The organism is Chitinasiproducens palmae (genome assembly GCF_900095735.1).
In the GTDB taxonomy this organism is placed as follows: domain Bacteria; phylum Pseudomonadota; class Gammaproteobacteria; order Burkholderiales; family Burkholderiaceae; genus Chitinasiproducens; species Chitinasiproducens palmae.
In genome coordinates this window covers 458,716-481,947 of the sequence record NZ_FNLO01000001.1, presented here as the reverse complement: position 1 = coordinate 481,947, position 23,232 = coordinate 458,716, and the positions used below count along the sequence as shown (strand labels likewise).

The 23,232-nt window shown below is 64.5% G+C and carries 20 protein-coding genes; 7 read left to right on the top strand and 13 right to left on the bottom strand.

Annotated features, from left to right (window positions below):
• Nucleotides 1-245 precede the first annotated feature (245 nt).
• From BLU54_RS01785 to BLU54_RS01765, 5 genes are all read left to right on the top strand, one after another.
• On the top strand, nt 246-911 hold the full coding sequence (locus BLU54_RS01785) for a PadR family transcriptional regulator (RefSeq protein ID WP_091903937.1): 666 nt from the start codon (nt 246-248) through the stop codon (nt 909-911).
• Between the two features lie 106 nt (nt 912-1,017).
• Nucleotides 1,018-1,827: a siderophore-interacting protein gene (locus BLU54_RS01780; RefSeq protein ID WP_091904488.1), complete on the top strand. Its 810-nt coding sequence runs from the start codon at nt 1,018-1,020 to the stop codon at nt 1,825-1,827.
• Nucleotides 1,828-2,042: 215 nt separating this feature from the next.
• Nucleotides 2,043-2,684: a homoserine/threonine efflux transporter gene (locus BLU54_RS01775; protein WP_091903936.1), complete on the top strand. Its 642-nt coding sequence runs from the start codon at nt 2,043-2,045 to the stop codon at nt 2,682-2,684.
• Nucleotides 2,685-3,181: 497 nt separating this feature from the next.
• Nucleotides 3,182-5,098, top strand: coding sequence for an ABC transporter ATP-binding protein (locus tag BLU54_RS01770; RefSeq protein ID WP_091903934.1), 1,917 nt, complete (start codon nt 3,182-3,184; stop codon nt 5,096-5,098).
• A gap of 33 nt (nt 5,099-5,131) precedes the next feature.
• Nucleotides 5,132-5,698: a hypothetical protein gene (locus tag BLU54_RS01765; protein ID WP_211435281.1), complete on the top strand. Its 567-nt coding sequence runs from the start codon at nt 5,132-5,134 to the stop codon at nt 5,696-5,698.
• Between the two features lie 170 nt (nt 5,699-5,868).
• Here the strand turns inward: BLU54_RS01765 and map are convergent, their stop codons facing one another.
• From map to BLU54_RS01705, 10 genes are all read right to left on the bottom strand, one after another.
• Nucleotides 5,869-6,636 (bottom strand): type I methionyl aminopeptidase, encoded by a 768-nt coding sequence (map, locus tag BLU54_RS01760; protein WP_091903932.1) that lies wholly within the window; start codon nt 6,634-6,636, stop codon nt 5,869-5,871.
• Nucleotides 6,633-6,845 (bottom strand): ParD-like family protein, encoded by a 213-nt coding sequence (locus BLU54_RS01755; protein ID WP_091903930.1) that lies wholly within the window; start codon nt 6,843-6,845, stop codon nt 6,633-6,635. The genes map and BLU54_RS01755 overlap by 4 nt, the downstream gene beginning before the upstream one ends.
• Nucleotides 6,846-7,156: 311 nt before the next feature.
• The gene (hisI, locus tag BLU54_RS01750; RefSeq protein WP_407919387.1) at nt 7,157-7,609 is read right to left on the bottom strand and encodes a phosphoribosyl-AMP cyclohydrolase; all 453 of its coding nucleotides are present in this window, start codon (nt 7,607-7,609) and stop codon (nt 7,157-7,159) included.
• 318 nt (nt 7,610-7,927) lie between these two features.
• The gene (locus tag BLU54_RS01745) at nt 7,928-9,292 is read right to left on the bottom strand and encodes a dihydroorotase (protein ID WP_091903926.1); all 1,365 of its coding nucleotides are present in this window, start codon (nt 9,290-9,292) and stop codon (nt 7,928-7,930) included.
• Nucleotides 9,293-9,755: 463 nt separating this feature from the next.
• Complete coding sequence (locus BLU54_RS01735) at nt 9,756-10,316, bottom strand: gamma carbonic anhydrase family protein (protein WP_091903922.1); 561 nt, start codon at nt 10,314-10,316, stop codon at nt 9,756-9,758.
• A complete protein-coding gene (locus BLU54_RS01730; RefSeq protein WP_091903920.1) occupies nt 10,313-10,900 on the bottom strand; it encodes a 6-pyruvoyl trahydropterin synthase family protein in 588 nt (195 codons plus the stop codon). Before BLU54_RS01730 ends, BLU54_RS01735 begins: the two co-directional genes overlap by 4 nt.
• 251 nt (nt 10,901-11,151) lie before the next feature.
• A complete protein-coding gene (gene cysS / locus BLU54_RS01725; protein WP_091903917.1) occupies nt 11,152-12,555 on the bottom strand; it encodes a cysteine--tRNA ligase in 1,404 nt (467 codons plus the stop codon).
• Between the two features lie 324 nt (nt 12,556-12,879).
• Complete coding sequence (gene folE2 / locus BLU54_RS01715; protein ID WP_091904486.1) at nt 12,880-13,803, bottom strand: GTP cyclohydrolase FolE2; 924 nt, start codon at nt 13,801-13,803, stop codon at nt 12,880-12,882.
• Nucleotides 13,804-13,900: 97 nt separating this feature from the next.
• Entirely contained in the window at nt 13,901-15,118 is a 1,218-nt protein-coding gene (zigA, locus tag BLU54_RS01710) for a zinc metallochaperone GTPase ZigA (RefSeq protein ID WP_091903913.1), read from the bottom strand.
• A complete protein-coding gene (locus tag BLU54_RS01705) occupies nt 15,108-15,560 on the bottom strand; it encodes a Fur family transcriptional regulator (RefSeq protein WP_091903911.1) in 453 nt (150 codons plus the stop codon). The genes zigA and BLU54_RS01705 overlap by 11 nt, the downstream gene beginning before the upstream one ends.
• Nucleotides 15,561-15,680: 120 nt before the next feature.
• On the opposite strand from BLU54_RS01705, the gene BLU54_RS01700 reads away from it, so the two are divergent.
• On the top strand, nt 15,681-15,899 hold the full coding sequence (locus tag BLU54_RS01700; RefSeq protein WP_091903908.1) for a hypothetical protein: 219 nt from the start codon (nt 15,681-15,683) through the stop codon (nt 15,897-15,899).
• 628 nt (nt 15,900-16,527) lie between these two features.
• Here BLU54_RS01700 and argH read toward each other — a convergent pair.
• On the bottom strand, nt 16,528-18,093 hold the full coding sequence (argH, locus tag BLU54_RS01690; RefSeq protein ID WP_170844978.1) for an argininosuccinate lyase: 1,566 nt from the start codon (nt 18,091-18,093) through the stop codon (nt 16,528-16,530).
• A gap of 402 nt (nt 18,094-18,495) precedes the next feature.
• Between argH and BLU54_RS01685 the strand changes: the two genes are divergently transcribed.
• Complete coding sequence (locus tag BLU54_RS01685) at nt 18,496-19,470, top strand: LysR substrate-binding domain-containing protein (protein WP_091903902.1); 975 nt, start codon at nt 18,496-18,498, stop codon at nt 19,468-19,470.
• A 483-nt stretch (nt 19,471-19,953) separates the two neighbouring features.
• Here the strand turns inward: BLU54_RS01685 and BLU54_RS01680 are convergent, their stop codons facing one another.
• Together BLU54_RS01680 and BLU54_RS01675 are read right to left on the bottom strand one after the other, a co-directional pair.
• Nucleotides 19,954-21,444, bottom strand: coding sequence for a c-type cytochrome (locus tag BLU54_RS01680; protein WP_235837741.1), 1,491 nt, complete (start codon nt 21,442-21,444; stop codon nt 19,954-19,956).
• Between the two features lie 10 nt (nt 21,445-21,454).
• A complete protein-coding gene (locus BLU54_RS01675) occupies nt 21,455-23,230 on the bottom strand; it encodes a GMC family oxidoreductase (protein WP_091903900.1) in 1,776 nt (591 codons plus the stop codon).
• Between the last annotated feature and the right edge of the window lie 2 nt (nt 23,231-23,232).

Genomic DNA, 23,232 nt, shown 5'->3' with positions numbered 1-23,232 from the left:
ATGAGGCGGCGGCATGAGGGGGCAGGGCCAGCAGCGGCTCTTCTTATCTAACGCGGTGGCATCCCGCTGATTCCACGAGACAGGCGTTCCCCGCAGCGTCGCGCCGGATCGCCGCGCACGTCAAACTTGATTCAGCTTTCCGTTGCTGCTCCGTACCTGTTTTGCGAACGAGAAACGATACCGCCCGCTTGACTAAAAGAATCTCAAGATATATCTTTAGACACATCTAACGATATGGAGTTTGTATGAGACACCATTGGTTCCAACACGAACACATGCGTCAAAGGATGCTGCATCGCATGGGCGGCCGAGGCGACATCGGTGGCCGAGGGCGCTTCGCAACCGATGAAGAACCGTTGGTCCGCGGCCGACGCTTTTCTTCCGACGATCTTCAGCTTCTGCTGCTTGCGGAGCTGGGCCTGCAGCCCAGCCACGGATACGAACTGATCAAGGCCATCGATGCACGCGCGCGCGGTTGTTATCGCCCGAGTCCTGGCGTGCTGTACCCAGCACTGGCGTTTCTCGAAGACACCGGCCTGGTGGAGGCGCGGGTCGATCAAAACAGAAAGTCCTATTCCCTGACCGACGCGGGCCGCAAGCATTTGGCGGCTGAAGCGGAGAGCATTGCCCTGCTTCACGCCCGCCTGGCGCATCTGGCGCGCAGGATGGAGCGCATGCAGCGCGCACTGTCGGCTGCGGAGGGCAACGGCGACGACGCACCACCCTCCGACGGCTGGCTGGACGAGTATGTTGACGCGCGCCGCGCCCTCAAGCGCGCGCTGCTGTTGCGAGACGGTGCCGGACACGAGGAACAGCGACGCATCGCGGCACTCCTGCGCGAGACGGTCAAGCGGATCGAAGCGTCCGATCCGCGCACCAATCCGCGCACCAACCCGCCCTCCGACGAGTGACGCGCAGCGACCGGGCCGTCACGGCAGTATGCGTCGACGCCGCCGGCCGCCGCGTCTCGAATTCCACCCTATGCCGTGGCGCTTCGCCACCCAGGAGCCACCTTTCATGACCATCGACATCGACAACGCCGTGAGTCGCGTGCGGCACGATCTGAAATTCCGGCGCATCGAAGTGCAGACGGTACGCCATGTATCCCCTCACCTGCTCTCGGTTACCTTCACTGGCGACGATCTGAAGGACTTCGTGTCCTCATCGTTCGACGATCACATCAAGCTTTTCCTGCCGCCACCCGGCGAACCACTGGTGCTTCCAAGCATGGGAGAGCGCGGACCGGTCTTCCCGGACGGCGCGCCGCGCCCGGTGGCGCGCGATTACACGCCGCGTCGTTACGACAACGCGGCAGGCACGCTTGACATCGAGTTCGTGCTGCACGGCGACGGCCCCGCCTCGACATGGGCGGCGCAGGCGGCTCCAGGCCAGACACTCGGCATTGGCGGACCGCGCGGATCGTTCGTGGTATCGGATGAGTTGAACTGGTACCTGCTGATCGGCGACGCGACCGCGCTGCCCGCCATCGGCCGTCGCATCGAATCGCTGCCAGCCAGTGCGCGCGCCTTCGTCGTTGCCGCGGTAGCCGACGTGGCCGACCGACTCGACTTCAGGAGCGCGGCCGATGTACAGACCACATGGGTCACCACCGAAGCAGACGGCAGTGCGCCGGCACTGGTCGATGCGGTAGCGGCACTTGATCTCCCCGACGGCATCGGACACGCTTGGGCCGGTGGCGAAAGCACGACGATGCGTGCTGTCCGACAGCACCTGCTCGAAGTCCGGCGTATGGACAAGCGGCTGGTCCGAGCGTCGAGCTATTGGAAACGGGGCGCCAGCGGCGTGCATGAATCGCTCGACGATTGAGACGGATGGGTCAGCGACCGGCTGTTACGCGCCGGGCCCGGCGGCTGCGGACCGGGGACTACCGGCTGCGATCGGAGGGCTGAGGGCTGAGGGCTGAGGGAGGGCACGATGGAAGACACTCACGAACGGATCAAATACGAATCAAATTCCCAGCCCGTCTTCGATCGCCTATCATCGGGTGACCAACTACCCTACCGTGCTCCGCGAGTGTCTCGATGTCATTTCATATCGTGTTTGTAGCCGTCGGCCTCTTTGCCCTGACGTTCCTGAGTCCGGGTCCGAACCTGTTGGTCGTCGTGCAGACCAGCCTGGCACACGGACGAACCGGTGGCATGATGGCAGGTCTTGGCGTGGCGGCCGGGGACGCGATCTATGCGGGACTCGGACTACTCGGCATGGCGACGCTGATCGCGGACGGCGGCGTTCTTTTTTCACTGGTGAAGATCGGCGGCGGGGCCTATCTATTCTGGTACGGCATGCGCGCGTTGCTCGCCAGACGCGCAGCGCCGCAGGACATCGCTTCGCATGCGGACACGTTCCCGGCGTCAGCATCTCGTGGCGCCCTGTTTCGTCGCGGCCTGTTGACCGATCTGGCGAATCCGCAGACGGTCCTGTTCTTTGCGAGCATCTTTTCGGTCACGCTGAAGCCGGACACCGACTGGCGGGTGCGACTCGCAACCTGGGCCGGCATCGTGCTGACGTCTGCGATCTGGCGCGTCGTGGTGAGCAGCGCTTTTTCCCGCCCGGCATTGCGGCGCGGCTACGCGCGCGCCGGACAGACCCTGGAGCGCGTGGTCGGCGTGGCACTGGCCGGTTTCGGCCTGCGCCTGATCCACCAAGGCATCCACCGCCAGTGATGATGCGCGGGCGGCGCGCCCTGGCCAGCCTCACGGCGGCCGCCCGAGTCAAAGCTGTGTGCACGAGGTTCGCTTGCACAACGCGGATTCGACCTCATATACGCGGTATCAATTTTCGTATGTGACTCGTCCGGTCGCTCTGCATGGTGCGTGATAGACGCTTGCCGACTGAGAGGTCGTGTTAGCGTCGGCTGCCTGCGCTTGGTGTCACGCGGCTGGTCAACGTTGCAGCAACGGCGCATTGCCGACGCACTATCCACGCATTACCGACCCCTTGTTCGGCGTGCCATAGGCCGGCAGCCGGCGCCCCGTGGACGCGACGTGGTCGATTTCAGGGCGGCCCTCGAAGCATGCTGGCAACCCACGCGAAGTATGTCCGGATCGGCCGTGTCAGAGACGCACACCACGGTGCCGACGCGCTGCCGCCGGCCTTTTGATTTTGAATTTGAGCCGCGCGGTGTCTCGAACACTGCGCGGTTCGACCGCCTTGCCATCGAATGTCTTCTTCCCGCCTGACTTCCCGCCTGACGCCGCGCTCTACCTCCCGTGCTCAGGTTTTCCGCGACGTCTTGACGTTCGTCTTCGGCCACTGGACCCGCCAGCCCGCGCGCTTCGGCGTGGTGGGCGCGCTCGCGCTGCTCGCCGCGCTGACCGAGGTTCTCATCCCGATTTTCGCCGGGCGGCTTGTCGATGCGGTCGCGACCGGTGTGCCCGCCGACCACGCCGTCTGGCATGAAGCGCTGCATGCGCTCGGCCTGCTGCTGGCCCTCGGCCTGCTGGGCACGGTGTTCCGCCAGGCGATGTACCGGAACATCATCACCTTCACGTTACGCATCATGACCGGCATCGCGGCGGACGCGTTCCACCGTCTGCAACGCTTCTCCAGCGACTGGCACGCCAACAGCTTTGCGGGGTCGACGGTACGCATGGTCACGCGCGGCATGTGGGCGGTCGACTTGCTGGACGATACGATGCTGCTGTCGCTGCTGCCATCGGTCGTCATGCTCAGTGGCGCGACCATCGTGCTCGGCGTGCGGTGGCCTTTGATGGGTGCCGTACTGGGTATCTGCGCGCTGATTTTCATCGCCGTGACCGTCGTGCTCTCGCTGGCCTATGTAGCCCCTGCGGCGCGGCTGGGCAATGCATGGGACACGCGCCTGGGTGGCGCACTCGCCGATGCGGTGACATGCAACGCAGTGGTGAAGGCCTTCGGCGCGGAGTCGCGCGAGGAGGCAAGGCTTGGCCGCATCATCGACAAATGGCGGCGCCGGACGCGTCTGTCGTGGTCCCGCGCGACGCTGAACGGCGGCGTGCAGGGCGCGATGCTGCTGGTGCTGCAGGCGGCGATGCTGGGCGTCTGCCTGTTGTTATGGGCGCGCCACCAGGCGAGTGCTGGCGATATCACCTTTGCCTTGACGATGTACTTCATGCTGCGTGGCTATCTGCGGGACGTCGGCATGCACGTGCGCAACCTGCAGCGTTCAGTCAACGACATGGAAGAACTCGTCGCACTTTCGCGTCGTCCGCTCGGCGTCGAAGACGTGCCCGGCGCGCCGGCGCTGACCGTGCTACGTGGCGAGATCCGCTTCGAGCACGTCGATTTCCGCTACAGCGGTGCGCCCTCGTCGCAGCCGCCGCTATTCAAGGATTTCTCCCTGCGCATCGCGCCGGGAGAGCGCATCGGGCTGGTTGGTCATTCCGGTTCCGGCAAGACGACGTTCATCAAGTTGATTCAGCGGCTGCACGATTTGAGCGGCGGCCGCATCACCATCGACGGCCAGGACATCGCGCACGTGCAGCAGGCATCGCTAAGACGGCAGATCGCGATCGTGCAGCAGGAGCCCATCTTGTTCCACCGCACGCTTGGCGAGAACATCGCGTATGGCCGTCCGGGTGCCAGCCAGGCACAGATCGAGCACGCGGCCCGCCTGGCGAGCGCGCACGAGTTCATCGCCGCGCTGCCGCACGGCTACGACACGTTGGTGGGAGAGCGCGGCGTCAAGTTATCCGGCGGCGAGCGCCAGCGCATCGCGATCGCGCGCGCATTCCTGGCCGACGCACCGATCCTCGTGCTCGACGAGGCAACGTCCAGCCTCGACAGCGAAAGCGAAGTGCTGATCCAACAGGCCATGGAGCGGCTGATGGTCGGACGCACGACGATTGTGGTTGCGCACCGTCTGTCTACGGTGCGACGGCTCGATCGGCTGCTGGTCATGTCGCGCGGGCGTGTGGTCGAAGAAGGCAGTCATGATGCGCTGGTCCGGCGAACCGATGGACTGTACCGTCGACTGTTCGAACGGCAAGCCCTCGATCTCGCCGAGGAAGTCGGGCCCGCCACGCAAGCGAAACCAGCCGCGTCGCAGGTATTGCCGAACGTTGTCGGCGAGTCGACGCCCGCGTCTGGGCCGGGTTAGACTGCCACTCTTGTTCAAGCGACGGAGGACGCAATGGGCGCATTGGCTCGTGCCATCGAAACGTACATCGCCGCGAAGGACGGCAACCGCCCACATCGCATCGGCGATGCGTTCGAGCCCGACGCCACGTTGCGCATGACTGTGCGGACCGAAGCCGTGGCTTTTCCGGCCGTCACGCACGGTGCGTCCGAGATTGCCCGCATCCTGAGCAGCGACTTCGGTCGCCGCTACGAGAATGTGTACACGTTTTGCATCGGCACGCCGCCGGCATCCGAGGTCCAGGCGCTTACGTGCGACTGGCTTGTCTGCATGTCCGAGAAAGATGGCGGCGCGTTGCGCGTCGGCTGGGGAACGTATCAGTGGACGCTGTCACAGGCAGGCCGCATCGCCGACCTTCACATCGTCATCGAAGCGATGACGGTCCTGCCGGCTCGGCGCGCCGCCGAAGTGTTCCGGTGGGCCGGTGCGCTACCCTACCCGTGGTGTGCGGCACAGGCCTTGCCGCCAGCACGACGGACGGACGCCGCGCCGTCCTGGCTGGGGTCTGAACCGGAGGCGGAAGCGATGATGCAGACGCTTGCCGCGCGCCATACGGCCTGACGCCTGCTGACGGGCGCTTGGCCGTTGGCCTGGGCCAGCCGGCTCGCGCGAAGCCGATCGCACTGCACGCCTTGCCGTACGACACGAAACGGGATCAGGGCAGACGGCGTCTGGAGCCCGTCCTCGGCGTGTCGGACGGGCGTGTCAGACGGGCGTGTCAGACGGGCGTGTCAGACGGGCGCGGCTTCGTCGGCGCGCAGCGTCAGGACGCGCACGCCGTCATGCGTCACCGCTGCCGTGTGTTCGAACTGTGCCGACAGCTGACCATCGCAGGTAACGACGGTCCAGCCATCATCCTCCGTGCGTACTGCATCCCGACCCTGGTTGATCATCGGCTCGATGGTAAAGACCATCCCTTCACGCAGGGCCAAACCGGTGTGCCGCTGCCCCCAGTGCAGCACTTCCGGGGCCTCGTGCATTTCGCGGCCGATGCCATGGCCGCAGTACTCCCTGACGACCGAATAGCCGTTGCGGCGCGCATGCCGCTCGATCGCATAGCCCACGTCGCCCAGCCGCGCCCCCGGCCGCACCGCACGGATGCCGTTCCACATTGCTTCATAGGTCACCTGGACCAGCCGCCTGGCGGCCGCGCTCACCTCGCCGACCAGATAGGTCTTGCTCGAGTCCGCGATGAAGCCGTTCTTTTCGAGCGTGATGTCGAAATTCACGATGTCGCCGCTGCACAGCACGTCGGCATCGGAAGGCACGCCATGGCAGACCACGTTGTTGCGCGATGCGTTGAGCGCATACGCATAGCCATACTGCCCCTTGCTTGCCGGCCGTGCGCCCAGCGTCTCGACGATGAAGCGATCGGCCCTGTCGTTGATCTGCATCGTCGACATGCCAAGCAACGCCAACCCGTCCAGATGACCGAACACCGCCGCGAGCAGCCGTCCGGCCTCTGCCAGCAACGCAATTTCTTCCGGGCGTTTGGTCATGCCGACGCCGCTTTGATGGCCTGCGCCACGACGCCAGCCGCTCGCAGCTCATGCGCGACGATCTCGTTGAAGCTTTGCGACGGATTCATCTCGCAAAGCATGCCGATCTTGATCCAGAACGCGGCCTGCGCGTTGATTGAACGGCAGCTCACTACGCTGGCCTTGCGCAACTGATCGTGCAGCTCGTCGTCGATGTTTACGATGCCCATGCCTGTCTGGATCTGCGTCTATATGAAACGTATATGGACCATACATGATTCTCGGCAGGGCGTACGGTCCTCGGCCACTCATCGATCCGGCCGCGCCGGGCGGAAGTGCCGGTCATCGCCCATGATCGGGCGAAGCGAGCCGGTCCGTGCGGCGCTCGCAGCCAAGCAGAGCAGGCTCGTTGCGCGTACCGCGGAACAGGAAGCCTGGCGCTGTTGGCGACCTGGCCGGTAATGCGCGGGTCCCCGAGACCCGACGACGCGCTGCAACCAGCGGACCGTGCGCTGGGTCCACCCGGAAACACAGCGCCGATTCAAAGCACGGTCGGGTTCGCAACGTCGCCATAGACTTCTGCAGGGTCGAAGGTCTTGTGCTCCTCGGTAAAGACCAGATCGTGTCCGGCGCTACGTTCGTTGCCCGTCCGCACGCGTCTGTAAAAGCACGAGCGGTAACCAACATGGCAACTTGCCCCAGATCCCGCAACGCGGACGCGGAGCCATACCGCGTCCTGGTCGTCGTCGATGCGCATTTCAACCACGCTCTGCGTCAGCCCGCTCGTCGCCCCTTTGCGCCAAAGCACCTGTCGGGCACGGCTCCAGTAGTGCGCGTCTCCGGTCTCGATCGTGCGCTCCAGCGCCTCGCGGTTCATATATCCGACCATCAAGACGTCGCCGCTTGTCACGTCGGTGGTCACGCAAGCAATCAGGCCATCGCTGTCGAATCTGGGCGCCAACTGCACCCCCTCCTCCACCTGCGCGACGGACACCCGTCCATGCAGTTTGAGTCGCCCGTCTTCCGCACCGCTATGCGATGTCTCGCTATATTGGTCCATTCACTTGCCTCTGCTTGTCGTTCATCTTGCGTTGACGGATCTCAGCGCCATTGGGTCGCATTTGGGTCGCATTTGGGTCGCATTTGGGTCGCATTTGGGTCGCATTTGGGTCGCATTTGGGTCGCCTTTGGGTCGCCTTTGGCGCAGCCAAGGAAACCATCGTCCGATGCGAAACTGCCTCCCCCGGCACTGCTTGATTGCGGGTGGCAAATTCGGAGGTCTTTCACTGTGCAAAGGCCACGCGATCGTCGGTTACGCTTCGAGGAAGCACACTTCCTGTCCAGTTGGCTCGCCAACCAATAACTCGTCACGGACCGCGCAACGGCCCCGCACGATAGTGTGGATCGGCCAGCCGGTGACCTGTCGGCCGTCATAGGGCGTCCAACCGCTCACGCTTGCGATCCATTCGTTGCGAATCTTGCGTCGCGCTTTGAGATCGACGACACTCAGGTCCGCGTCATAGCCCAGCGCGATCCGTCCCTTGCCCTCCAGGCCGAACACACGCGCCGGTCCGGCGCTGGTCAGATCGACCAGCCGCAAGAGGTTGAGCCGACCGGCGTTGACGTGATCGAGCATCAGCGGCAGCAGCGTCTGCACGCCGGTCATACCGCTCGGCGACGCCGGATACCGCCTGGCTTTTTCGTGCAAAGTATGGGGCGCGTGGTCGCTTCCGATCACATCCACCATACCGTCACGGATCGCCTGCCAGAGCGCGTCCTGGTGAAATCGCTCGCGAACCGGCGGATTCATCTGCGCCAGCGTGCCCAGCCGCTCGTAACAATCGGGCGCGTGCATGCTGAGATGATGGGGCGTGACCTCGACCGTGACTCTTCGCCGATGCTCACGCAGGAAGGCCATCTCGTCAGCGGTGGACACGTGCAGAATATGTAACCGCCGTCCGGTTGCCGCGGCGAGACGGACGACCCGCTGCGTTGCCAACAGCGCGCTTCCCACGTCGCGCCAAACGTGATGGTCACGTACGTCGCCGCTTGCTTCGACGATCGCCCTGCGTGCCCGCAAGCGCGCCTCGTCCTCGGCATGCACGGCAACACGCCGCGATCCGCAGCCAAGGATGCTGCGCAGTACCGCGTCGTCGTCCGCCAGCAGATCGCCGAACGAGCTGCCCATGAAAACCTTGACGCCAGCGCAAGCTGGCAGCCGCTCAAGCGACGCCAATTGCGCCGCGTTCGCCGCGGAGCCCCCGATGTAGAACGCAAAGTCACACCAAGCGCGTCCACTGGCCGCAGCGCGCTTTGCGTCGAGATCGACGGCATGCAGCGTCAACGGATCCGTGTTGGGCATCTCGAACACGGTCGTCACGCCGCCGAGTACCGCGCCACGCGTGCCGGCTTCGAGGTTTTCCTTGTGCAGCAAACCCGGTTCGCGAAAATGCACCTGGCTGTCGATGATGCCCGGCAGCACATGCAGACCGGTGGCGTCGAGCATCGTGTCGGCGCTCCAATCCCATTTCAGCTGGCCCAAGGCCACGATGCGGCCATCCGTGCTGGCCACATCGATCCGTTCCGCGCCATTCGGCGTCAGCACCGTCCCGCCATACACGATCAGATCGGCATGCCGGCTCGACGCCGGCGGAAACGATTGAATGGCGCCGTTCATACGGCGCCCGCCGGTTCGCGCCACGCAAGCCACTGTGGCGGCGTCGCCAGCCGCGCCAGCGGACCTGTCATGCACCGCTGAGGCCAACATGGCACGTGCAGATCCTGCGATCTACGTCTGGCACGTGATTTTGACTTCGGAGCCTTGACGGCGACGACGGCTCGCTGACGCGACATCGGTGCTGGACGCGAAGCGGCACGCTGCGCCGCTCCGATCTCGATGAAGCGTTCGAACGACGCCAACAAGCGGTACGGGGCGGCCAACCGCCCAACCGGCGCGCCGGCCGAAAGGCGAGCGCGACGTGTCAGGCCCATCACCGCCGCAGCACCGGCGACCAATGCCGCTGGCGCAAACGCGGGTTGCCGCCGATCAGGCAAGGCGACGCTGTAGCGATGCACTGGCTGATCCCTGCTGATGTCAGTCGCCGTCTTGATATTTCGTGCCACTTCGACCTCGGCAAGGTTCAGAACTCGTTCTGGATGCGCTTGTAGCCGTGTACCAATTCATTGTTGGTACGCGCCACGTCCTCCGAGAATTCGCTGGCATCGACCGAAACCTGCGAAAGCGTGGCCAAGTCGGTCTCCGGCCCGATCCGTTCGGTCGATCGCACGTAGAAACCCCGCGGCAGATGAACGCCGTCGACCACCGCGTTGTAACGAACAACGCAGCCGTCGTCGATCCTGCAGTTGAACAGGACGCTGTTGAAACCGACGAAGACGCCGTTACCCACGCTGCAGGGGCCATGGACGATCGCTCGGTGGGCGATCGACGTGCGCTGCCCGATCTTCACGCCAGCGCCGGACTTCGAGTGGATCACGACACCATCCTGAATATTCGAGTGTGCGCCGATGACGATGGGCTCGATCTCCCCTTCCTGGTTCATCTCGTCGGCACGAATCACAGCGTAGGGGCCGACGAACACGTTCTCCTCGACCACCACGAGACCGCAGAGGATCGCGGTCGGATCGACAAAGGCACTTGGATGGATACGCGGCAGGTCGCCGCGTGGATTCTTCCGGATCATCTAGGGCGCTCCATCGAAGCTCGCGACTCCCGGTCGCGGTCGCTAGGTTCAAAAAGGCTGACGTTCCGCCAGGCCGCGACGATCGCGGGCGAAAACTGGATCTCGCCAATGTCGATGCGGCCCATGCGAGGGTTTTCGGCGTCCTCGCGGAAGCAGTGCGCATAGCCCGTTTCAGTTTCGTGGACGATGACGGAATGCAGTCGCACGTCGGCCTCGCCATTGCTCAACGGCGTCGTCGACAGTGCAGCGTCCACCAGGCGGAAGATCACGCGAGAGAACTGTTCCGCGCTAGGCGAGACGGGCAGCAGAACCCATCTCTCCGAATGGCGACGCACCGCAGTCAGATAAGACTCGTCATCGCCAGACCAGAGAGCAAGCGCATGGTCGAACGAATCGATCAGCTCCCGCACCTCCCCTTGCAACAGGCCGAAATCGTAGATCATCTGCCCGTGATCGAATGCATGTGCTTCGAGGAACAGCTCGACCCTGTAGGAATGACCATGGATCGAATGTGAACACCGCCGCGTACTGCACCCGCGAACGACATGCGCGTTCTCGAATCGGAACAACTTCCGGATCAACATCGTTGCTTCAACTCCTGCTCATGGCGAGCACCAAATCCGTTCCGCTGTGGCCAAGCCACGCACCGCGTGCATCATGTGCAAGGACAGGCGAGCCACCGCCGTGGGCGCCGTACGCGGTAACCGGCTCCCTCGCGAATGTCGGACACCTGCCGGGCGACGGCAGCGCTGTCCGGACCACACATCGACGCATGCGCGATTCCTGCTGGCAGCGAATGCCACGAACGCGATGAATTCTGCGCAGGCCACTCTCATCAGTTCTCCTGTTGAAACGGTCGGAGAACCGGGCCGTCCAGCTTATCTTGTATCGCAAAACCGGCGCGAGCGAGTTCGAGACGCAGCGCATCTGCCCTCGCAAAGTCTCGTTCGCGTCGTGCCCGACTACGCTCGTTCAACAGCTGTGCAGCCAGATCGGCGTCCCCACTCTGCGGAAGCGAATGAGCGCAGAGACTCTGCAGCGCCACATGGGCCGGCTGCCGAAGTAGGCCGAGCAGGGCTGCCGACTTCAGCAGACGTGCTTTCGCGACGGATTGCGCAGCGACTGTTTCCGCGTCGTCCAGAACTGTGAGGAGCGCGCGCAGCCGCGCGAGGGCCAACGGTACGTTCATGTCGTTTCGAAGCGCAGCGAGCACGGTTGGATCGGGCAGTGCGCTGCCCGATGCGGTGACGTCATGCACTCTCGCCAGACTTTCGTAATAGCGCCGCAACATGCGCCGGGCCCCCGACAGACGCTGCGCATTCCAGTCGAACGGATACCTGTAGTGAGTTGCAAGCAGTGCCAGCTGAATCGCCTCGCCGGGCGCCTGCCGAAGGAGATCGCGTACCAGCAGCACGTTACCCATGGACTTCGACATCTTCTGCCCGTTCACGGTCACGAAACTGTTGTGCACCCAAGTCTGGCAGTAGCGTTGCCCGTAAGCGCACGTGCCCTGCGCAATCTCGTTCTCGTGGTGCGGGAAGATCAGGTCCTGGCCGCCGCCATGGATGTCTATCGTGTGTCCGAGATGCTGGCTAATCATCGCGGAACATTCCACGTGCCAGCCCGGGCGTCCTCGTCCCCACGGGCTGTCCCAGCCCGGCGCAGCGGACAACGAGGGCTTCCATAGTACGAAGTCCAGCGGATCGCTTTTGTACGGTGCGACTTCGATACGCGCGCCAGCCAGCATGTCCTCGGCGCGCCTCCTGGAAAGGCGCCCATATTCGGCGTATGACCGAACGTGGAACAGGACATGACCCGCTGAAACATACGCATGGCCACGCGCGATCAGAGTCTGCACCAAGTCGATGATCGCCGGGATGTGGGCGGTGACGCGCGGCTCCAGGTCCGGAGCCGCAACACCGAGTGCACGCATGTCGCCGTGGTAGGCGTCGATGTAACGATCTGCGATCGCAGCAATCGACACACCCTGCGCCGCAGCCGCGGCATTTATTTTGTCATCGATGTCGGTGAAGTTCCGCGCATAGACCAGCTCGGCATAGTCGTGGCGCAGCAGGCGAGCCAGCACGTCGAAAACCACGGCCGGTCGAGCATTGCCGAGGTGGGCATAGTCGTACACCGTCGGGCCGCAGACATACATCGTGACTCGGTCCGGCACCAGCGTACGCAACGCCTCCTTTTTGCCGGTAAGCGTGTTGTGCAGGCGGATGACCGGTTTCATGCCGTCGCCTCCGCATTAGCGCAACGAACCGGAAACAAGGACGGCGCGAAGCGCTCGATTGGCAGCACGTCAGGCGGAATCGTGATGGGGACACGACGGTCGGCCGCTTGCATGGCCCAGGACCTGTGGCGCACTCTGCCGGCGCGCGCCAGATGCGACGCATCGCGAGCGTCGACGTTGGCGCGGGCACTCGACGCGCCAGCGCCGGAGCCCATCGGCCGCTCGCTGTATCGAGGTTCGGTCGCGCTGTCCGTACCGACTCGATTAGCAAAGCTACGTGTCACGACACAAGAGAGACATCCTGCTGGAATCGAACGCCACATCTCAGTATGACCCATCAAATTGCGCCGACCGCGGTGCGGCAGTCCAAGCTACCGCATCGTGCGGGTGCAGGCTTTCAAGATGCCGTACATGGACATGCGTGCCAATATAGTCGTCGAGACGCGTCTGGATACGGCGGGCGGCATCCTCGACGAACATCAAATTCTGGCCATTGAGCGCTGCAAACGCCTGCTCGTCGGCACGCTTGACCGCCGTCTGCAACGGGGTTTCCAGCGCGTGCTCGACGGAGTCGATCAATCCCATTATCTCGAACGAGTCCGCGCCGCAGTCGACGTCCACTGCCACTTGGGCTTCGCTGCGCTGGCTGTGCGGCGTCGCCAGCGTCGCATGGTCGCGGAGCCATGCCGAGACAGTCGCCGCATCCAGCGATTGCTGACTCGCGAACTCGTCAATGAAGCATTGTGCGACGAGATGACGGGAAAGGGCCGCCGAGCACGGGCATGTCGACGAATAGCCGACTACTACCTGCAGGCGGCAGTGTCGCGCGCCATCGATGAGTGCCGTTTCGACGCGAACCGGATAACGCTTCCAGCCCGCCAATCCCTCCGTCACCAGCGCGCGACGACGCACCAGCAAATCGAAGCCAAGCCGCAGGCGGGCACGCCCGCTGCCGCAGTCGCGGTGACTGTCGAGCATCGCTTGCGGCAGCGCCGCGACCGCCGACGGCGACAGCGGTACACTCGCATCCAGTTCGTCGAGCAGGCGATAGAGTCGGGACATGTGGATGCCCTTGGCATGCGGCGCCGGCAGATCCACATGCATGTCGACGCGGGCGTCGACTTCGCGTCGATAGTTGCGCTCCGCCACGGTGACCGGCAAATCGATGCCTTGCATGCCGACCCATGCCAGCGGACCCGGGCGCGCCGCCTCATCGGTCAGCGATACGTCGGGAAGTATTGTATTCATGCTTCCGTTCCTGGCGCCGTCGCGCCCGGGCCGAGGCAGATGCAGACGCATGTGCAGACGCAGATGCAGATGCAGATGCAGATGCGGCCGACGATCATTACGACCAATCCGGAAAAGGCGTCTCCCACGTCGTCCACGTGTTCGGCCCCTTGGCCATTTCTTCGTCGGTCAGCAGACATGCGTCTAGCCGCGCGCGAAGCGATGGCTCGTCCATGTCCATGCCGATCAGCACCAGCTCCTGGCGGGCATCGCCGACGCTGTCGTCCCATTTGCTGCGTATCGCAGCGACGCTCTCCGCATCTTGCGGCCAGCGCTCTGGCGGCACCGCGGCCCACCAGTAGCCGGCCGGTCCATGCCTGGCGACAGCACCGGCCTGCGACCACGAGCCGGCGAGGGTCGGATGACTGGCGAGCCAAAAGAAGCCTTTCGAGCGAACCACGCCCGGCCATTCGCTCTCGACGAACTCGAAGAAGCGTTGTGGATGAAACGGTCGACGCGCGCGGTAGACGAAGCTGCGAATCCCGTACTCTTCCGTTTCCGGCGTGTGGGTGCCACGCAATTCCTGCAGCCAGCCAGGCGCTGTGGACGCCTCGGCAAAGTCGAACAGCTTGGTATCGAGCACCCGATCGAGCGGTACCTTGCCGAACTCGGCGACCTCGATGCGCGCACGTGGGTTCAACCCGCGCAGGATGGCGTGCAGCCGTTCACGGTCTTCTTCACCAATCAGGTCGGTCTTGTTGAGCACGATCACGTCGCAAAACTCGATCTGCTCGATAAGGAGATCGACCACGGTGCGCCGGTCCTCCTCTCCCAACGATTCGCCTCGGGTCTGCAGACTGTCCCGCGAACTGTAGTCGCGCAGGAAGTTGTAGCCATCGACGACCGTCACCATGGTGTCGAGCCGTGCCACGTCGCCGAGGCTTCGCCCATCCTCTCCCTCGAAGGTGAACGTTTCGGCAACCGGCAACGGTTCGGAGATACCGGTGGATTCGATGACCAGTTGGTCGAAACGGCCGTCCCGCGCGAGCCGGTCGACTTCGACAAGCAGGTCTTCGCGCAGCGTGCAGCAGATGCACCCGTTGCTCATCTCGACCAGCTTTTCGTCCGTTCGCGACAGTTCCGCGCCGCCGTCCCGGACAAGGGCCGCGTCGATGTTGACCTCGCTCATGTCATTGACGATGACCGCGACTCTCCGCCCCTCTCGGTTGTTGAGGATGTGGTTCAGCAGGGTCGTCTTCCCGGCGCCCAGGAAACCGGATAGGACCGTAACGGGAAGCTTCTGCGCCTCCGCCACGTTGCTTGCTTCAGTGCTCATCTTGATTCTCTTTCCGGGAAGAATGGCGAAACTTGCCGCCCTCGTTTGCTGCGCTGCCCGAATCACCGCAGCCGGCGCAGCGGCCAAGCAGTTCGATGGCGGCGCCGCGTAGCGAAAATGCGTTGCCTTTCACCCATCGATCGAGGCAACCGCTGAGGTCACTGTCAGCGAGCTCGCTTACGCTGCCGCATTCATCACAAATCGCGAACGCCCGCAGGTCGTGCCGACAGGTTGCGGTGCAAGCGCAGCACACGTAGGCATTCAACGTCGACAGGCGGTGCACCAATCCGCACGACTGCAAGCGATCGAGCGCTCGATACACCTGAGTCGGCGCACTGAACCCGTGCGAGCGCAGCCGGTCGAGCAACGCATAAGCGCCGAGCGGGCCACGCGCCTCTTTCAATGTCGCCAGTACCGCTTGCTGGTTGCTCGTCAGTCGCATGCACGCCTTGTCCGATCGCTGATCAGTGCGTAAACGATATGTTATAACGTTACCGATGGCAAGCGTGAGATCGCGTTGCCGCGCCGATTACACCGGAGTCCGTTCTCGGAGACGTCGACAATGATCCCCTCGACCTACGCGCAATGGCGCCACTGCATCACTGTCGAATGTGGCATTCCGCTAACCCACGCCTTCATCGATCAACGGCTTGGCATCTGGCGGAACGCCGACTGCGACGAAACGATGCGCTTCCGTCGCCTGTACGGCGACCTGCATTGGAAAAAAGTCCTGATGTGGCTGGAACACGCCAAGCGGGAGCTGAACGTTCCGTCTCGTTAGTTCCGTCTCGCTAGTCACGTTCTCGCTAGTCACGTCTCAGTCGACGCTGGCAACGCGCCGCGCCATCGAAGCGCGGTTCGGCCGGAGCTTGCGCAACCGTGTTGCCAGACGCGCCGTGAGGTCAAACCAGATTTACTTCTTGGTCGGCCGCGCAGCGGTTGGCAAGACAAACGGCGAATCGTGCGGCGCGAGCAGAATTCGCAGTTGCGCGTTCTCGTGCGCAATGCGGCTGAAGCGATCGGCGCCGCTCTCGCTGCTCACTGCATGCGGCAGCGCATCAGCCACCTGCTGCGCATGGCCAATCCGCTCGGCCGAAACAGGTGCGCGCGGCGGGCTTTCCGAACCGCGCGCCACGACGCATTCTCGCTTTCTCGAAACACTACGCTTGCACAAGATGACGTGCTCCTCGGGACGTGCCCAAGCGACGTCGCCTCTGAATTGGCGCCTCCGACGAATGCGTCTGGAGGCGTGCCGGGCCGGCCGCAGGACGGGCATGACCGCGCAGCCGCGGCCCATGTCAGGCGGCCGTGCCGCGACCGGCGGGCGCGCTCGCAATACCACCCTTCGAGCGGCGACCGCGTGCCTCGCTGCTGTTGCTCCGGTTGGACTCATTCCGCCTGCCGACGCTTCAGCGTTGCGAAGCCAATTGCGCCGCGGCCGCGTCCAACTGCCGGGCAGCTACGGCCAGGGCCTGCGTGCGCTTGCTCTGTCGTGCGTCTTCGGCACTCAGCTCTCGCCGCGCCTGCTCGATGGTCCGCTGCACGGCGGCGGGCGCGGGGCCGCCGACGCCGTTGCGTCGCGCCACGTTGCTGGTCGGGTCCAGTGCATCGCGAATCGCGGCATCGGACACGTTCAGTGGATGACCGAGTTGCGCCTGTGCCGCCTGCTGCACCATCTTCGCGTCGATCCTGTTCGCCGGCATCCCGGCGTCAATCGCCGCATTCACGACCCGCGCGACAATCTCATGCGCCTCACGAAAATCAATGCCGCTCTCCCTCACGATGGCATCGGCCAGGTCGGTCATCGTGGAAAAGTTCTCGGCCGCGTAACGCAGCATCTGCTGCTTGTTCGGATGCAGCGTCTGCACCACCCCGGTCATCGCATGCGTCGCTGCGAGCAGCGCATCGATCGAACGCGGTTCCAACGGCACGCGCGCCACACTGTGCTGATATTCGATGGCGTTCAAAGAGGTCAGGATCGAAGTCAGCGCGCCGACACTGTTGGCAGCAATCTGCCGCGATCGCTCGATCGAATCCGGGTTCTTCTTCTGCGGCATGATGCTGCTGATGCCGGCATAGGCGGAATCGAGCTCGGCGGAACGATATTCGTCGGTGGTCCAGAGCTGTATCTCGGAACCCAGGCGTCCCAAGCCACTCAGGTAGATCGCATTGTCCGAAGCAAACTCGGCAATGTGATCCCAGCCCGCGGTTCCCTCGATCGTGTTGACCACCAGACCGTCGAAGCCAAGCAAGCCGGCGGTTCGCTCGCGGTTCAACGGCCACCCGGTGCCGGCCGACGCGGCTGCGCCAAGCGGGCTCTGATTGACTCGCTGGTAAAGCTGTTCGTAGCGATCGATGCTTTTGCCGAGGCTCTCGGAGACGGCCATCAGGTAGTGCCCCAGCGTGATCGGCTGCGCCTCCTTGCGATGCGTGTACACCACCATCACGGTGTCGACGTTGTCCGCGGCCTTCTGCACCACCGCCTTGCGCAGGGCGATCAACGCCTCGATGGTTCGGTTCAGTTGGTCGCGGTAGTACATGCGATTCACCGTGTTGGCGAGATCGTTACGGCTGCGGCCGGTATGCATCCGTCCCGCGACGGGACCGATTTCCTTGATCAACGCGGCCTCATAGGGCAGATAGGTGCGCAGGCCAGGATCGCGTGCAGCGCGAGCGTCGACGGCATCGAGCCCGCGCAGGATCGTCGCTGCGTCCGCCCGCGTGACGATGCCTTGCTCTGCCAGCATCACCACATGCGCGCGATGCACCCTTACCTCGTAGCGAAACGTCGCATCCGCGAGCGTGGGCGCGGCCGCGTCGAAGTCGTAGAGTTCCTGGAAGCCCGGCGCCTTCGGGACCGATGTGCGACCGATGCGGGTGGCGTCGGCTCGCGGCGATTCTTCGGCTTGCGCGGAGGCCGCGAGACCGATCATCGAAAGCGCGACAATGTTGGCGATACGACGCAGTGCATTCATGCATGACCTCATAGAAAGTACCGAGAACCTTGGGCCCGAACGGATCGACCGAGCTGTAGAGCGATCGAGGCCACCACAGCTGTTCAGGAGCGCCATGCGCGCACGCAGGCGAGGCAGGCGTCGGCCGTTCGCCCAGTCCGCATGCAGCGATGGCATGTTGGACCGTTGACAAAAGTGCTCCGCTGCCAGACGCTGAATGCGTTCGCGGCACGAGCCGATTTCCTTGTCCGGTGCGGCCGCTTCTGTTGGCGTGATACGTATTTATCGCGGCATGCGGCCGGCGCCGGCGTCTCGCGGTGTCGGCGCCGGCAACGGCTGTCTCCTTTGCCAGACATTCTTCCGGCTCTCGACATTTTCCGGAAGCGACACTTTCTCTATCAAAGGTTGAATTGCGCTCAACTCATGAAGACCATTGCGACGCGTACTCCCCCGCTCACGGCGCTGCGCGCGTTCGAGGCCGTCGCCCGCCTCGGAAACCTGAGCCAGGCCGCGGCGGAACTGCATGTCACCAAGAGCGCCGTCAGTCACCAATTGCGCGCCCTCGAAGCGGACCTCGGCGCGACGCTCCTCAAAAGAGGCGGCAAGCTGCGTCGCGCGGAGCCGACCGAGATCGGCTGGGGCTTGCTGGCTTCCGTTCGGCACTCGCTGTCGCTGCTGGAGGCCGCGTGTCGGAGTACCCGGGCCGCCGCCCAAGGTGAGGAGCGCCGTCGTATCAGGATCTCGGCGAATGCGTCGTTCGCCTCGCTGTGGCTGGTTCCACGACTCGGGGGATTCATGTCGCAACGGCCTGATGTCGACGTCGAAGTGCGACTTCATACCAACCAGGCGCCGTCCTGGAAAGCGGGAGACATCGATGTCGCGTTCCTGCACGTCCGTGACCAGGGACCCCATCGCATGCACGCTGATGACGTACCGCTGATGCGGGAGACCATCGTGCCCGTGTGCAGCCCAGGGCTGATCGCGCCGGCGTACCGCACTGACCCGGAGGTGTTCCGACGGCATCGGCTGATCATCGAGAAGCATGTCGCGAGCCCGGAGACCTCCTGGCGCACGTGGCAGGCGCGATTGCAGTTGGCCGAGGCAACGTGGTGCGAACCCCTGGTGCTGCACGGAATGAGCGCGGTCGTGTCCGCCGCGGTCGCTGGCTTGGGCATCGCGCTTGGACGGCTACCGCTGATCGACGCGGAGCTGGCCGATCAACGCCTGGTGAAGTTGATGCCCGACGCCGAGATGGAAGGATCGTGGCGCTATGTGATACGCCCGCGCCCCGAGCAGACGATAGACGAGGCCACTGCCGAGTTCATCGACTTCTGCGTCGCGCAGTGCGTCGACGACACGACACTGAAAACGACTGTGCGCACCATCGCACGAACCTGACGGCACGGCTGTCGACCGACACGGTGAGGCAAGCGCACATGCCGCAGCACCGTCATGCGCGTTTGCGTTACATTCTCTGCGTGGCTCGCGTGGCAGGCGCGTCGAACGTATTTCGTGAGGTTCACAGCAGAGACGGCCGACGCGTGCGCCGCTTGCATCGTACAGACGTTCGGCACGCCGAGCGGGGCGAATGCGGGCGCACGCCCCAAGCCGGACGCAGTCCGGCCGCATCGCCGATCATCGGCCATAACGTTGTCTGCGACGTGGGCGCGGCGCACTGCGTTGCCGAGCGCCAGCCCAGGGCAGTCGCGGCGCGGCTGGCAGGGATCGCACGCATCGGCACCATGGCCGGCCTGGACGATGCGAACGCGCGACGCCCCGCGCCCGTCCGCGATACACGATGTCGATCGCTCACGCCCTCAGCGACTTACCGCGCAGCGGACGATCGCGACGCGCGGGGCCGGCCGCCGCGCGTTCAAACGGCTAGCGGTTCTCCGCGCGCTTCGGCGGCGCATCGGCCTTCGCGGCCTTGCGCACCTTGGCGACCTGCTCGGCGCTGACCGCGGGGGCGTGGTTGCCCCAACTGGAACGCACGAACGTGAGCACGTCCGCAACGTCGCGGTCGCTGAGCCGATCGGCAAAAGCCGGCATCGCATAATGCGTCGGCGCAGCGTCGGTCCACGGCATCTCACCGCCGCGCAGCACGATGCGGATCAGCGAGGTCGGGTCGTCGGTATTGACGACGCTCGACAGTGCCAGCCGTGGGAACGTGTACGCGTAACCGCTGCCGCTCGTCCGGTGGCACGCCGCGCAGTTGTCGATGAACGTCATCGCGCCGTTGCCGCGGTCCGTGCCCGCGCGCAGCGCCTTCGCGGCCGTGTCGTCGGCGCGCAGCGGCTGCGCGGCCGGATCGACCGGCGAGAGCGTTTTCAGGTACGCCGCGATCGCACCAAGATCTGCCTCGGTCATGTACTGCGTGCTGTCCTGCACCACCTCGGCCATGCCGCCGAATGCCGCGGAGTGCGCGTTGCGCCCGCCCTTCAGGAACGCGACGATGTCCTCATCGCTCCAGCTGCCCAGCCCGTCCTTCGGATCGCCCCGAAGATTCTTCGCCAGGTAGCCGTCGATCAGCCCGCCGGACAGGAACAGCCGACCATCATCGCCCAGCGCCTTTTCCTGCAAGCCGACACCGCGCGGCGTATGGCAAGCGCCGCAATGGCCGAGACCTTCGACAAGATAGCGCCCGCGCGCCACCCGGTCGGACGGTGCCGACGGGTCGTCGCTTGCGACGTCGGGCGCGAACGCCATCCGCCAGAAGCGCAACGGCCAGCGCATCGACAACGGCCACGGAATGTCCGTGCCCTTGTTGGCCTGCGCCACGGGCGGGACTGCCTGCATGAAGTAAGCGTACAGCGCCTTGATGTCGGCAGGCTTCACCTTCGCATAGGACACGTAGGGCATCGCCGGATACAAGGTCGAGCCGTCCTTCGCGATACCGTGCCGCAGGGCCCTGTCGAAATCTTCCAGCGAGTAATTGCCGATGCCGGTCGCCTTGTCGGGCGTGATGTTCGTCGAGTAGATGGTACCGAGTGGCGACGCGATGCCAAGCCCGCCCGCAAACGGTTTGCCGCCCTTCGCAGTGTGGCAGGCAACGCAGTCGCCGGCGGCCGCCAGATAGCGCCCGCGCGCGAGCACGGGATCCTCGGTCGCATTTGATGCAGCCGCCGACGCGGCGCCGGGAGCCGCCCGCAACGTCCCGTCCGCAGCCGCCGGCGGGACGGCCTCGGAGGATGGACGGGGCGTCGCGTCGCGGCCCTGGCCGTGCTCGTTCGACGGGCCCAGCGACGAGGCCGGCTCGGGCGCGCGCGGCGCCGACGATCCGATCGGTGCCTGCGCGTGGGCAAGCAGGGTCCAGCCCGCACCGGCGAGCACGGCGGACGACATGGCGCCAAGCGCCCAATTTCTGATCTTCATGCCGGTCTCCTCAAGCCTGCACCAGCGGAGCCGGGTCTTTGAGATACTGTTCGCGAATTGCCTTGGCCGCGTGGAACGCGAGCGCAGCCACGATACCGGTCGGGTTGTAGCCCATGTTCTGCGGGAAAGCGGACGCGCCGGTCACGAACACGTTCGGCACGTCCCAGCTCTGCAGATACTTGTTGACCACGCTGTTGACCGGCGAGCTGCCCATCACGGCGCCGCCGGTGGTGTGCGTCGACTGGTAGACGCGTGTGTCGTAGTGCTGTCCCTTCTTGCGAATCGAACGGAAGTATTTCTCCGGATTCATCGCCTTCGCCACCTCCTCCATCCGCGTCCCGATATGGTCGAGCATCGCGTATTCGTTGTCGTGCCAGTCGAACGTCATGCGCAGCAGCGGCAGACCGTGCGCGTCGCGATAGGTCGGGTCGAGGTCGAGGTATGCGTCGCGATAGGGCATCACGGAGCCGGATATGCCGATCGCCATGTAGCGCTGATAGGCATCCGACACCCCCGCCTTCCATTGACTGCCCCAACTCGGCGTGCCGGGCACGGCTTGCGCCTGCTTGATCGGGCGTCCGCCTGTGCGGACGTGGCGAATGCTCGCGCCACCGACGAAACCCAGCGGACCGTGGTCGAACTGGTCGCCGTTCAGGTCGTCCATGCCGACGCCGCCGGCACCGGAACCGATGAATGGATTGAGCTGCGTACCCTTCGGCAGCAGCACGTTGATGCCGCCATTCATCTGGTACGCGTAATTGCGGCCGACCACGCCCTCCCCGGTCTGCGGGTCGTACGGCTTGCCGATGCCGGAGAGCAGCAGAAGGCGTACGTTGTGCATCTGGAAAGCGGACAGGATGACCATGTCGGCCGGCTGCTCGACTTCGCGGCCCTGCGCATCGATGTACACCACCCCTGTCGCACGCTTCTTCTCGGCGTCGAGCAGCACGCGGGTGACATAGGCATTGGTGCGCAGTTGGAAGTTCGGCTTCTTCAGCAGCACCGGCAGGATGGTCGTCTGCGGCGACGCCTTCGAATACATGTAGCAGCCGAAGTTTTCGCAGTAGCCGCAGAAGTTGCACGGCCCGAGCCGCACGCCATATGGGTTCGTGTACGGTTCCGAGCAATTCGCCGCGGGTGCCGGATACGGATGGAAGCCGACGTCGCGCGCCGCTTTCTCGAACAGCGAGGCACCCAGCGAGTTGGCAAGCGGCGGCGTCGGAAACTCGCTGCTGCGCCGACCTTCCAGCGGATTGCCACCGGCCTGGATCGTGCCGTTTAGATTGCCGGCCTTGCCCGACGTGCCGAACACCTTCTCGGCAAAGTCGAAGAACGGCTCCATCTCCTCATAGGTCACGCCGAAGTCCTGCACCTGCATGCCCTCGGGAATGAACTTCTTCCCGTACCGCTCTTCATAGCGGGTACGCAACTGCAGTTCTTCCGGCAACATCCGATAGTGCATGCCGTTCCAGTGGAAGCCCGCACCGCCGACCCCGTTGCCGAGCAGGAACGAACCGTTCTGACGGTAGGGCACGGCCACGTCGCCCAGACCGTGCCGGATCGTCACTGTTTCGGCCGACAGGTCCTGGAACAGATCGCCGCGAACCGCATACCGGAGTTCGTCCGCGACGCGTGGATAATTCGCCTCGGTCGGCGTGTCACGCATCGGTCCGCGTTCGAGCGCCAATACCTCGACGCCCGCGCTGGTCAGTTCCTGCCCGAGAATTGCGCCCGTCCAGCCCATGCCGACGATGACGCACTCCACCTTCTTGTTTTTGATCGCCACGA